This window comes from Bacillus sp. RE35 (genome assembly GCF_052146655.1).
GTDB classification, from domain to species: domain Bacteria; phylum Bacillota; class Bacilli; order Bacillales; family Bacillaceae_G; genus Bacillus_A; species Bacillus_A cereus.
Window position 1 is genome coordinate 4,876,123 of sequence record NZ_CP197377.1, and the last position, 12,989, is coordinate 4,889,111.

A 12,989-nucleotide genomic window follows, 5' to 3' on the forward strand; every position below is an offset into this window, starting at 1 on the left:
GAGTCGATAAAAATGGAAAACCCACATATGCAAGAACAAGTATTAGAAGTATTAGATAAATTACGTCCATTCTTACTTCGCGATGGCGGAGACGTTGAATTAGTAGACATTGAAGAAGGTATCGTAAAACTACGCCTTATGGGTGCATGCGGAAGCTGCCCAAGTTCTACAATCACACTAAAAGCTGGTATCGAGCGCGCGTTACTTGAAGAAGTACCAGGCGTTATCGAAGTAGAACAAGTATTTTAATTAAAAGCGGAAGCGGCTCGTTCAGAACAGGAGGTCATTGGAGCTCCTGACGAAGAGGCGCTTTTTGCCTCACAGGAAGGCGCGAAATGGCCGACTGTTCTAGCCGCTGGAGCTAGATATTAATCTAAAAGCAGAAGCGGCTCGTTCAGAATCGCCTTCTAAAAGGAGACCAAATTTGGTCTCCTTTTTTATTCAAATCACATTTATCCGTTAACATCATAAAACAAAATTGGAAATCCTTCTCAAAAAATGCGATAATTAATACTATATAGTGAATCGTTCACACATATACAGTAAAAAAACATAGGGGGACGACAGATGCCAAAAATGGGGAACACTTTTGTAACAATTCAAGAACTAGAAAAGAAAAAAGAGTATTTATTAGGCCTTTCATCCGTTATACCAACATGGAATACAAGCTATCAATTTTTATTTAAAGAAATCCAGCAAGAATTATTGGGTAAAGTAAATGAAAAGCTCGAAAGGCATCAATTCGTTTTAAATATATGTACAGATCAACAGGTAGGGGCATAATGTATTACATAAAATTGTGGTATATAAAAAAGAGACCTCACTCGGTCTCTTTTTTATATTTTTAAGATAACCAATCTAATTTTCTAATCCCGAGCTTATCTACTGGTAAACGAAGTGAGCCATAAAAGTGCTTCATAAATTGCTCTGAGCGGTTTACATCGTGTAAAATGGCTTCTAAGCGATCTCTATATATGCTTTTTTGTTCTTCGTTTCCAGTTTGATAATATCGTTCGACCGTTTCAAAATAGTGAAGCGGGAACAGGAGCCTTGCAAATAATAAACGCCAACCAAATGAGGACAGCGAGTAATTCCGTTCATAATCTGTAACAAATTGAACGATTGTTTGATCCCAGTCTTTCTTTTTTTCAATCATCATATAGCGAATCCATTCTGCTATATCTCGAGTTGGGTGATCATACACCCAATCAAAAGGGAGTTTGAGACGCTTCGTTTGATGCCATAATAAAGGTGTGAATCGTTCTTGGCAAATTGTCGCTGCATCCGTTAGTTGCGGCGTATCATCCATTTCTGTATCAACAACATATTGAATGGCATTTTCTGCAACTCCTAAGTAATACGGGAAGGATTCAATAAACAATTGATCGAATACGTCTGTAGGGTGGTTCATCACTTGTGATTGCCAAAACTTTTCTAACTGATCGAGTCTCTTTTCCCATAACGCTTTCCATTCACCAATGCGGCTTAATTGCTCGATTTCTTCTGGAAAGAATGCACCTCGTTTATGGAATATAGAAAGTTCACTTCCTAATGACGTAGCATGTCGTTCTAACGCTCGCATACCTTTTAATAAGCAGTAATTTTGTTCTTCTATCTCACTTACATAGTAGCCGTGTATAGTTGGAACGAAAGTCGCTACAGTTATATCCCCTTGCTGGTTCATATAGTCACTGAGCTTTTTCATCTCTACAAGTACTTCTTCCTCCATTTCTCCAATTGGAACAAGTACATAAATTTTGTTGCGAATCCAAAAGCTTTTATAGGGGCCAAGGGGGATTAATTCTTTAACATGCATGTGATAATGCTCATAAATATGCTGAATCATCGCAGTCGCCACCTATGGTTTTTCTTTATATATATGAGCTTGTGCTCGCCTTTCATTCCTATGCACATGATAAAGCAACGAAACGTATACAAATACTAAAAAGAAAAAAAGGTGATAAACATGAAAGAATCAAATCAACTACAAGAAAGAGCATTACAACTATTACAAGAACGTGGTGTAACAATTGACGATATTGCTGAACTTGTTCATTTTCTTCAAAAAAAATATCATCCAAATTTAGAGATGTCAGAATGCCGTTACAATGTAGAACGTGTACTATCAAAACGTGAAGTACAAAACGCACTGATTACTGGTATCGAGCTTGATGTCCTTGCTGAAAAGGGAATGCTAAGTGAACCGTTACAAGATATTGTAAAACGTGATGAAGGCTTATACGGAATTGATGAAGTTATCGCACTTTCTATCGTGAACGTGTACGGCTCTATCGGTTTCACGAACTTTGGATATATTGATAAATTAAAACCTGGTATTTTAGAATACTTAAATGATAAATCAACTGGAAAGGTGCATACATTCCTTGATGATATCGTTGGCGGAATCGCTGCCGCTGCTTCAAGCCGTTTAGCGCACCGAGCTGAGCACTCAGAATAATAATGTTTTCTAGGCCGTCAGTTTCATGCTGACGGCCTTTCGTATTCCATAAGCATAAATTCTCTTCCGCGGCTCAAAAAAATAATCCCTTGTTTAAATCCGATATTTTTATATAACGTAATCGCTCTTGTATTAAATGTTGCTACGCTTAATCGAAACATTTTTGCATTAAACTCTTTCGTGGCAAACGCTATTCCAGCTTGGAAGAATTCTTTCCCTATTCCCTTCCCAGTTAACGCCGGCTTCATGCCAAGTCCGATATCAATCACATCTTCTCCACCATATAAATTAGCATCTCTTCCACCTGGCACTTGTGCATTTGCTCCAAAACAAAAATAACCGATGAGGTCTCCTTGATCGTCACAACAGCCATAATACGTTCCATCTAATAGCTCTTCTATTACTTCTTTCTCGCCTGAAAAACTATATAAACTATAAGGTTCCTCGTACGTCCACGTATTTATCTTCTTTGCTTCTTCTATCGTTAACTTATGTATATCCACTTTCTCTTTCCCCCTATTATATTTCTATTAACAATATTCGATATTCATCTTATAATTCATCTTTCTCAATATATTTTTTAAATTTATCGCTTCATTTTTATGGAAGATTTTTCTTATTATGTTACGATTAAACAGAATCATTACAAATAAGGTGGTGACAATTTGAATTACTTTTCTTATCTCTCCTCGGAAGAACGGCAAAATTTTTTCTATAAAGAACCTCTTAGTTTTTCAAAAAATATAGGGAAAGAACAACTAGCTTACGCACTAGGCGCCACACTATATACTCCTGGCACGAAAGAAACGATTGCGGAAGATATAATTAGAAAGAAACATGTGGATGCTACCTCAATTATTCTTTGTCTAGAGGACGCTATCAGCGATGAGGAAGTAAAACTTGCAGAGCAAAACATCGTCGTTCAAATACAGCAAATCGCTAACTTAGTCAGTGCCAACATACTAAATCAAGCAGACATCCCGCTTCTTTTTATTAGAGTTCGACAGCCAAGTCAACTGAAGACAATTGTTACTGAATTAGGTAGTGCTGTTCATTGTTTATGTGGTTTTGTCTTTCCAAAATTCACACCGATTAACGGAAAGACTTATATCGATCAGCTTGCATATATAAACGAGTTATACTCATTATCGCTATATGGCATGCCGATTTTAGAATCCCCCGAAATTATGTATAAGGAAACACGGGCAGAATCATTATTACAAATAAAGGATTTACTAGATTCTTATCACGATTACATCTTAAATGTACGTATTGGTGCTACTGATTTTTCAAGTCTATTCAGTATTCGGCGCAATAAATACACACCTATCTATCATATTACCGTTGTCCGTGATTGTATTTCAGACATTATTAACGTTTTCTCAAGGGCAACAAATGAATATATTATTTCAGGATGTGTATGGGAATATTTTTCTAATGATCATGAAGAAGGGCTTATTCAAGAGGTATCACTTGACCATGCAAATGGCTTAATCGGAAAGACAGTTATTCACCCATCTCATATTAAAGTTGTACAGGCAATGCACATTGTCACAATGGAAGATTATTTAGATGCGAGATCAATTTTACAAAATGCAGATACGTATAATGGAGTGCTAAAAAGCAGTTTTTCTAACAAAATGAATGAAGTAAAACCTCATTATGGCTGGGCTCGCAAAACCATTTTAAAATCTAATATTTACGGGGTGCTACATGAAAACAAACAATTCACCGATCTCCTTATTACAAACGCAAAGCAACACGTATAACGTTTTAAATAATATACAAGTCCATGTAGAAGTACGTGATAATCCATATAATTTAGCGCTAGACAATCTTTTTCAAATGGCTGCGAGAATAAATAAGAAACGTAGTTTTTTATTTGTGAGTACAATCCTTGGAAAGCATCTTCCTATTAAACCTGCAGTCTCTCTATCAAGTGGAGTTGCTCTCGCTGCAAGATATTTGGAAATACTACATAATATTTCTCATCCATTTCAAAAAGAAATTTTAAATCTCATTTCATTAGAAATTGATGAAATCCCAGAGGAAGTATTTCGTTATCAATATCCTCTGCAAGAAGAAGTTGTGTTCATCGGATTCGCTGAAACAGCGACAGCACTTGGTCATTCTATGTTTCAATGCTTTCAAAATGCAAAGTATGTGCATACAACTAGGGAATCGATACCCCACCTAGAATCTGTCATTACATTTGAGGAAGAACATTCTCATGCAACATCGCACCGTTGTTATGTAGATGAAAGCTTTTTTCAAAACAACAACCCGATTGTTCTCGTAGATGATGAGATGACAACAGGAAAAACAGCATTAAATATTATTAGATCTATTCAAAATAAATTCCCACGAGAAGAATATATAATTGCTTCTTTATTAGACTGGCGTTCTCATACTAATAGAAAACAATTTAAACAATTAGAAGAAGAACTTCAAATTAAGATTCATGTTATTTCTTTATTAGAAGGCAGTATTCATACAACTGGTCAACCATTAAATATTGCAAAAACAGATATTCAAATTAAAGAAACAAAACCTGATTTCAAAAAGCATACCCTTACCTGTCCAAAATCACCCTATACATCAAATTATATAAAATATACTGGGCGATTTGGCATTTCAGCATATGAACAAAAGCACATTCATTCTTTCACTCAAGAAGCAGGAAAAACTTTAAAAAGAGAAAGAATGGGAAAACGAACACTCTGTCTCGGAACGGGTGAATTTATGTATATCCCAATGAAAATTGCTGCTGAAATGGGTGAAAATATTTTATACCAATCTACAACAAGAAGCCCTATCCATCCTGTTTCAAATGATGTAAACTACGCCATTCATAATCATTTCTCATATCCAAGTCCTGAAAATTCTACTATTACAAATTACTTTTATAATATTTCACCTCATGATTACGATGAAGTATTTGTTTTTATTGAGCGTGATTTAGGAGAAGAAGCCCTGTTTCCTCTTCTACAGCAGTTACAAACAGTTATTCCTTTTATTCATATCGTCTCATTTTCAAATAGCATAGAAAAGGAAGGTTGATAATTATGGTAAAAGTAAATTCTCATATTAGTAGTTACAATCCAAATGATGCTATTTTTCTATTAAAAGATATTAGTGATTTAATGAAAGAAAGTTCCACGGAAACTAGAGAACAAGCAATTCAAGCTGGCACACATTATTCCGAAATGTTACCAATGGAATATAAACCATCTAAAGCGTATATGGATTTATTCTTTTCTTCCCTGCAACAATATAAACACAAACTAGCCATCGCTGTTGGAGTTGTCGCCGAACAGATTATACAAACTAAAGGAACTAACCTTGTCCTCGTTTCATTAGCTCGTGCTGGTACACCTATTGGCATTCTTATCAAACGCTACATACGCTATCAATACAACCTTGATGTACCTCACTATTGTATTTCTATTGTTCGCGGACGCGGTATTGATGAAAATGCACTCCATTATATTTTGGAACATCACCCTAAAGAAACAATTCAATTCATTGATGGGTGGACTGGAAAAGGTGCAATAAAAAAAGAATTAGAATATGCAGTACACACATTTAACGAACGAAATAATACACACATTTCTCATTGTATGGCTGTGCTTGCTGATCCCGGTTACTGTACTTCAATTTACGGTACACGTGAAGATTTTCTTATTCCTAGCGCTTGCTTAAATACAACAGTCTCTGGACTAATTAGTCGCACTGTACTAAATGACACCTATATCGGTCCAAATGATTTTCATGGTGTTAAATATTATAAAGAGCTAGAACAAGAAGACTTATCAAATTTCTTCGTTGATGAGGTAACAGAGTTATTCCCTTCTGTTCATTCTCATATAGATAATCAATTACGTTATATTACTTCAACTTACACTGATCCCTCTTGGCAAGGATTAAAAGATATACAGTCTATCCAAAATCACTTTGAAATTGACGATATTAACTTAATTAAACCAGGAGTCGGTGAAACAACTCGTGTATTACTCCGGAGAATACCGTGGAAAATTTTAATACGTAAGCAAAACAATCCCGATTTAAAGCATATTTTACTTCTCGCTAAAGAAAAGAATGCCCCAATTGAAATCTATGAGAATATGGCTTATTCATGTTGCGGGCTCATTAAGCCTCTTAGGAAGGAAACAAGATGATTTTCGCCAGTGATCTTGATCAGACGCTTATTTATTCCCGGAAATCGTTTCGTGCCCCTATAGAAGATGAATCAATTCAACTCATTGAAACTATAGATGGGAAAGAAATTTCTTTCATATCACATAAAACCATTTTACTACTAAAAAAATTACAACTGCACTCACATTTCATCCCAGTTACAACAAGAACTATTAAGCAGTTTCAGCGTATTGCTTTATTCCAAAACGAAATCATTCCCGAATACGCCATTACAAGTAACGGCGGCAATATCCTTCATAACGGGAAACAAGATGGTACTTGGAACAGGAAAGTAAAAGAAAGACTATCGGTTGAATGTATAGAGAGAAACGACATACTAAAGGAATTTGGACAAATAGCTCATAAGGATTGGGTTATATCGCAAAAAACAGCTGATGATCTATTCCATTATTGCATTATTAAACGGGAGAACATTCCTTATGATGAATTATCATCCTTCACTTCCTGGTTAGACAAACAAGGCTGGAATCATTCACTTCAAGGTAGAAAGCTATACTTTGTACCAAAACCAATTAATAAATGGGACGCCGTGCAATATATAAAAGAAATTTTGCAAATAGATACGATTATTACAGCTGGGGATTCTTTACTTGATTTATGCATGCTTGAAAAGGCGAACCATGCCTTCGCACCACTTCATGGTGAGTTAGGGGCAATGCATGATAACTTACAACCCCATATTTTAAAAACAGACGCAATCGGCATATATGCCGCAGAAGAAATCGTAAATAAATCACTTCAAATTATTCACAGTTCATTACCTACCTCATGATCATCATATGCACAATTGCATACGCACCGCGGTTAAACAGATGGTACAATTTATTTGAATCGCTGTTGCTACACTTCTTGATTAGAGAAAAGGCGTTAAAACGGAAATTAGCGTCTTATCAACCTCAAGCAATTGGCACATTTTGTCATCTTAAAAGACACTCCAACGAGTGTCTTTTTTTCTATATCCAACAAGGACTTACTCATTTCAAAGTATAAATACATAAAATAATGTAAATCATGACACGCATGAATCACTTTCTAAAAGTTATAAAGTAGATTCAAAATAAAAAAGCACTCTTAACTAGAGTGCTTTTTACTTTCAAACAAGGAGGCTACATATATGGATAGTACTCTCGTATTTAACTTTGGCATTGGTATTGTTATCATTTTATTTGTTTTCTTTGTACTTTGTATGAGTGGTGTGTAACAGTCTTTTATGCTGATAACTCTTTTAAAGTATCACTTAATTTGAACTTTCTTAATTGTAATGACGCAATCAATGCTGCCCCCGCTCCAAGCATCACGCTAGCTAAAGCCAGTATGACCACTTGATTATACGGAATAATAATAACCGTTAACTCTAAGCTTGATAACACTATATAACTAAACAAAATCCCACCAAAAATGCCAATGCAACCAGCTATCGCTCCAAGTAAAGTTCCCTCTAATAAAACGATCCTTCTCATTTGCTTTGGGATAGCTCCTACCGCACGAATCATACTAATTTCAGCACGTCTTTCATGTAAACTTGCTACTATCGCATTCATTAATCCTATACCAGAAATAATGAAAACAATTACAACTAACAAGCTAATTAACATCATCATTTGCGATAATAACTGCTCTTGTTCTTTCAATAAATCATAACTGTTTATAACTTCTATATTCTCTTTATTCTTTGTAATTTCTTTTACTTGCTTCTTAATTGCTTCAAATGACTGATTAGAATTTGTCATAATTTGAATCGCTTCATATCCTTGTACGTGAAACTTATCGCGAGCCCATTGTTCATTTACAAAAACATCTAACCCTCTTAACCTTAATCCTTGCTCAATAATTGAAACGACTTTAATCGTTTGTTTTTCTTTTCCCTTTCCTTGTACTTCAAACGTATCTTGCAACTGAAGCCCTAAATTTTTAGCCACTTCCTTCGTAATGACTCCCTCACCATCTTCTAATGGCTTATTTAAAGTTTGTCCTGCAATCACTTTCGCCTTTGTTACTTTCTGATACGCTACAATATCATTACCTACAACTTCCATTGAATCAGAGTTCAAATTGTTTTTTTTCATAAATTCATACCATTCTTGATTCGCTTTTTTAAAGTCATAATTCACAAGCTTTGCTGTAAAGTCAGTAGCATTCCCAACACTCGTCTCTACACCATCAATTTTTTTAACCTTCTCCATCCAACTAAACGGTAATGTTCCTATTCCTTGCGACTCTACTGGAATTCTTACTACTAAGTCCGCTGGTAAATGTTTTTGTAATCCTTTTTTCATACCTTCATACATAGAGTTTACATACATCGTTCCAACAAGTGCTAACATAAAACCAAATGCTAGTATAGCAACCGACACAGCTGCCTTATTTCGATAACGAATGACATTCCGGCTACTAATCGTCGTTTCAATTCGTAATATCATTTGAATCGGTTTTGCAATCACTGGTGCTATCACGCAAATAAATAACGGGATCGCAAATAACAAACCGACCGCGAATAAAAGCGCTCCTATCGCACTTGGATTAAAACCGATATACTCCTCTAATACGCTACCTGCTAGCCCAATAACAGTACCAATAATTAAAATGCTAAGGCTAAAAGCACTCCATCTTTTTTCTTTCTTCTCATTACTAGGAAGACCTGGGCGGAGTGCTTGAACTGGTGGAATCTTTCTAACCATGAAAGCTGGTATAATAGCCCCTATGATAGACATAACAATCCCTAGTAAAAAAGTAATGAGTAAAATCTCACTTAAAATCGAGAATGATGCTTCCCCTGCCCCCTCAATATTCACCCATTTGTTAATGAATGATGCTGCAATTGTTTGCGTACCTGCCCCAAGAATAACCCCTGCTAACGATCCGATCGCTCCGATGCATAAAGCCTCTAATAAAACGACTACTATAATTTGATTTGGGTTACTACCGAGTGCACGTAATAATGCCCATTGCTTAAATCGACTTCTGACAGATAAGAAGAAACTTCCCATTATTAAAAGGGCTACTACAAATAAGGCAATACCACCTAAACTAAAAATTAAAGGCTTCATTACATTTAGTCGTTCAAATGCCTTATCGACATAAGTACGTTGATCCACCTTTATATTTTCTATCTTCTTATTTACATCAAGAGCAATCGCCCTTTTCACATTTACATCGGCTGTTTTCACTTGAACGAGATTAAACTGATTTGGTAGATTTAATTCTTTTTGAAGCCACTGGATTGGAAAATAAGCCCCATGCCCCATTGCCGCCATTAACGGCGGATTTAAAATGCCGACGACTTTCACAGTCTTTTCTCCATGTTGTGGGAATGGCAGTTTAATCGTATCTCCCAATCGTATATTTTCACGTTCTGTATACCCTTTTGTCAGCGCTACTTCAGCACCTTTTTTCGGATATCGCCCTTCTACTATTTTATAAGAATGCATTTCTGGAGAATCTTGCTCAACACCCCAATAAGATGGCTTTCCCGATAACTCTTTATAATGCGGAAAAGGATATGGTATAAGTGCTTTTGATATTTTCTCAGCATTTTCTAAGCCATCTATTCCCTTTAAACTTTCATTATTTAAATACATATCGTTTTTTATATAGCCAAATTGTAAATTATAATCTCCATATCGGCTTACTACTTGTTCCTTCACACTCTTCTCTACTGATTGATTTCCTAGCAATAACATCGTCGCTAACATAACACCTAAAGCTGCACCGAGAGCAATCAACATATTTCGCAGCCAATTTTGTTTCATCGATTTTACTGCATACTTAATTACCCATCGCATCACCTTTACCCCCTACTTTAAAGTGGCGATTCATAATCTCTTGAATGTGAGTAACTTGTTGTGGGATATTTCGAAACTTCCACCCTTTACTTTCAGCATGTTCATGAATCACTTCACCATCTAATAAGAAAACAACTTTATCCGCATGAGCCGCTACGAACGGGTCGTGCGTTACAATAACAGCTGTTTGCCCTAACTCATCACACGCATTGCGAAGTACCGCAATTATGTTTTTGCTATTTTCCGAATCTAATGCCCCTGTTGGCTCATCCGCTAATATAATTGCCGGTTCATTTGCAAAAGCTCTTGCTATCGCAACCCTTTGCTGTTGCCCGCCTGATAACTGTGCTGGTAAATGTTTTTCTTTTCCTTTTAACCCAACAAGCTCTAATAAACGAGCCGCTGTCACGGTTGCCTTCTTTTGCGAGACATTATCTAACAATAAAGGTAATCCTACATTCTCCTCCGCACTAAACACCGGAATCAAATTAAACTGCTGAAAAATAAAACCGATTTTATGCCTTCTAAATAAAGCGAGCTCTTTTTCTTTTAATGTTGAAATCTCTGTACCGTCAACTCGAATACTACCTACCGATGGAATATCTAATCCACCTAACAACTGAAGTAAGGTCGTTTTACCCGATCCACTTGCCCCCATAATACAAACGAAATCTCCTTTTTGAATTTGAATATTAATACCTTTTAGTATTTTCACTTTACTATCCCCAATATCAAACGATTTTTCTAACCTTTCAATTTCAATAATATTCATCCCGATATCCCCTTCTCTCTCTATTTATCAATCTATATATTCTATTCAAAATACAAATTTCCTACTATTTTGTATTTTTTTGTCACATACTAATATTTCTCATGTCAGAAAAATTGACTCTCGCAAAAAAAGTAACCATAATAGTTACACGAATACATAAAAGCTATTCACATATCCACAAATAGGAGGAAGAAAAATGAAACATGTAATCGTTTATGCACACCCGAATACAGAAAGCTTCAACCATGCGATTTTAGAAACGGTAAAAAGTGAATTAGAAGGAAAAGGTCACGAAGTACGCGTTCGCGATCTATACGAATTAAACTTTAATCCAGTATTAGGCGCTTCCGATTTCATCTCATTTTCTCAAGGAAATACACCAGAAGATATTAAAGAAGAACAAGAGCATATCTCTTGGGCTGATAGCATTACATTCATTTATCCAGTGTGGTGGGCGGGACTTCCTGCTATTTTAAAAGGATACGTTGACCGTGTATTTAGCCACGGATTCGCTTATGCTTACGGTGAAAACGGTATTGAAAAGTTATTAAGCGGTAAAAAAGGATTGTTATTATCTACAATGGGAAATACGAAAGAAGCATACACAGCAGGTGGCATGTTTGATGCAATGAAGAAAACAGCGGATGTTGGTATTTTTGAATTTACAGGCATTGAAACAATTGAGCATACATTCTATACAAGTGTTCCTTCTGTGGATGACAGTGTGCGTAAGCAATATCTTGAAGAAGTGAAAGACGTTGTGAATCGTGCATTCTAACAAAATTATATCGGCGATTTTTCAAATATATCGACTTACCGATAAAAATCAACACTAGTCACAACTGAATGTTAGCCCACACCAATCGGGCTGCCAACAAATATCAGAAAAAAAGCTGTTCCAAAGTTTGGAACAGCTTTCTTCATTACATCTTCTCAATCCACTCCGTCAAGTTATGCACAACTTGCGTCGGTTGTACTTCGTATTCTGTTAACTTCTCCACAGTTGTGACTCCAGTGTGGACAAGAAGCGTATGCATACCAGCATTTATTCCTGCTAAAATGTCTGTATCGTAGTTATCCCCAACCATTAATGCTTCATTCTTTTCTATGCCAAGCACTTTCAAAGCTTGTTCCATAATGATTGATTCTGGTTTTCCGATAAAGATTGGATCCACACCTGTTGATACTGCTACAACTGATGTTAATGAACCATTACCTGGTAATAATCCTCGCTCAGTTGGGATGGCAATATCCCCATTTGTAGAAATAAACGTCGCGCCATTACGCACAGCAAGACACGCTTTTGCTAATTTTTCATATGTGATGTCACGATCTAAACCCACAACAACGAAATCAGGATTTTCATCCACAAGTTCAAATCCTTTTTCCACAAGTGCATCGTGTAAGCCTTCTTCACCAATCATATATACAGTTGCGTCTTGTTTACGTTCATAAATGAAGTTCGCAGTCGCCATACTCGTTGTGAATACTTGCTCTGCTTTCGCTGGAATATCGAAACGAACAAGCTTTTCTGCTACCTGTTCCGGTTTGCGAGTTGAGTTATTCGTAACGAATAAATATGGAATGCCGCGCTCTCCTAATGCTTTTACGAAGTCGCTTGCTTCTTCAATTTGTTCTTCTCCGCGATACATCGTACCGTCTAAGTCAATTAAGTAACCTTTATACATCGATTATGTCTCTCCTTCTATGCTAACGTTCTCACCTTATCATACCACTCTTATATTACCCGCTTTTCCAA

General features: G+C 36.2%; 13 protein-coding genes. 8 read left to right on the forward strand and 5 right to left on the reverse strand.

Annotated elements, in window-relative coordinates; genetic code table 11:
• Positions 1–12 precede the first annotated feature (12 nt).
• Both ACTL4X_RS25030 and ACTL4X_RS25035 read left to right on the forward strand, forming a co-directional pair.
• Positions 13–249, forward strand: a complete 237-nt coding sequence (locus ACTL4X_RS25030) for a NifU family protein (RefSeq protein WP_000431159.1) — start codon at positions 13–15, stop codon at positions 247–249.
• Between the two features lie 318 nt (positions 250–567).
• Entirely contained in the window at positions 568–783 is a 216-nt protein-coding gene (locus ACTL4X_RS25035; RefSeq protein ID WP_001125507.1) for a hypothetical protein, read from the forward strand.
• Between the two features lie 61 nt (positions 784–844).
• Here ACTL4X_RS25035 and yutH read toward each other — a convergent pair whose 3' ends face one another.
• On the reverse strand, positions 845–1,846 hold the full coding sequence (yutH, locus tag ACTL4X_RS25040) for a spore coat putative kinase YutH (protein WP_000614215.1): 1,002 nt from the start codon (positions 1,844–1,846) through the stop codon (positions 845–847).
• Positions 1,847–1,966: 120 nt separating this feature from the next.
• Here yutH and ACTL4X_RS25045 point away from each other — a divergent pair, with 120 nt between their 5' ends.
• Positions 1,967–2,458, forward strand: a complete 492-nt coding sequence (locus ACTL4X_RS25045) for a phosphatidylglycerophosphatase A family protein (RefSeq protein ID WP_000665103.1) — start codon at positions 1,967–1,969, stop codon at positions 2,456–2,458.
• Positions 2,459–2,481: 23 nt separating this feature from the next.
• On the opposite strand, the gene ACTL4X_RS25050 is transcribed toward ACTL4X_RS25045, so the two are convergent.
• Positions 2,482–2,961, reverse strand: a complete 480-nt coding sequence (locus tag ACTL4X_RS25050; protein WP_017656991.1) for a GNAT family N-acetyltransferase — start codon at positions 2,959–2,961, stop codon at positions 2,482–2,484.
• A gap of 162 nt (positions 2,962–3,123) precedes the next feature.
• Between ACTL4X_RS25050 and ACTL4X_RS25055 the strand changes: the two genes are divergently transcribed.
• From ACTL4X_RS25055 to ACTL4X_RS25070, 4 genes are read left to right on the forward strand one after another with little or no spacing between them, the layout of a single operon-like run.
• Positions 3,124–4,227, forward strand: a complete 1,104-nt coding sequence (locus ACTL4X_RS25055; RefSeq protein ID WP_025686784.1) for an HpcH/HpaI aldolase/citrate lyase family protein — start codon at positions 3,124–3,126, stop codon at positions 4,225–4,227.
• Positions 4,172–5,518, forward strand: coding sequence for a phosphoribosyltransferase family protein (locus tag ACTL4X_RS25060; RefSeq protein ID WP_144560824.1), 1,347 nt, complete (start codon positions 4,172–4,174; stop codon positions 5,516–5,518). Before ACTL4X_RS25055 ends, ACTL4X_RS25060 begins: the two co-directional genes overlap by 56 nt.
• Positions 5,519–5,523: 5 nt before the next feature.
• Positions 5,524–6,636 carry a cysteine protease StiP family protein gene (locus ACTL4X_RS25065; protein WP_144560823.1) on the forward strand — a complete coding sequence of 371 codons (1,113 nt, stop codon included), beginning with the start codon at positions 5,524–5,526 and terminating at the stop codon, positions 6,634–6,636.
• A complete protein-coding gene (locus tag ACTL4X_RS25070; RefSeq protein ID WP_000575372.1) occupies positions 6,633–7,448 on the forward strand; it encodes an HAD family hydrolase in 816 nt (271 codons plus the stop codon). Before ACTL4X_RS25065 ends, ACTL4X_RS25070 begins: the two co-directional genes overlap by 4 nt.
• Positions 7,449–7,884: 436 nt before the next feature.
• Here the strand turns inward: ACTL4X_RS25070 and ACTL4X_RS25075 are convergent, their stop codons facing one another.
• Both ACTL4X_RS25075 and ACTL4X_RS25080 read right to left on the reverse strand, forming a co-directional pair.
• On the reverse strand, positions 7,885–10,458 hold the full coding sequence (locus tag ACTL4X_RS25075) for an FtsX-like permease family protein (RefSeq protein WP_134266036.1): 2,574 nt from the start codon (positions 10,456–10,458) through the stop codon (positions 7,885–7,887).
• Positions 10,442–11,230, reverse strand: a complete 789-nt coding sequence (locus ACTL4X_RS25080) for an ABC transporter ATP-binding protein (protein ID WP_144560822.1) — start codon at positions 11,228–11,230, stop codon at positions 10,442–10,444. Before ACTL4X_RS25080 ends, ACTL4X_RS25075 begins: the two co-directional genes overlap by 17 nt.
• A gap of 196 nt (positions 11,231–11,426) precedes the next feature.
• On the opposite strand from ACTL4X_RS25080, the gene ACTL4X_RS25085 reads away from it, so the two are divergent.
• Complete coding sequence (locus ACTL4X_RS25085) at positions 11,427–12,008, forward strand: NAD(P)H-dependent oxidoreductase (protein ID WP_000683439.1); 582 nt, start codon at positions 11,427–11,429, stop codon at positions 12,006–12,008.
• Between the two features lie 145 nt (positions 12,009–12,153).
• On the opposite strand, the gene ACTL4X_RS25090 is transcribed toward ACTL4X_RS25085, so the two are convergent.
• Complete coding sequence (locus tag ACTL4X_RS25090) at positions 12,154–12,918, reverse strand: TIGR01457 family HAD-type hydrolase (protein ID WP_000276467.1); 765 nt, start codon at positions 12,916–12,918, stop codon at positions 12,154–12,156.
• Positions 12,919–12,989: the final 71 nt, after the last annotated feature.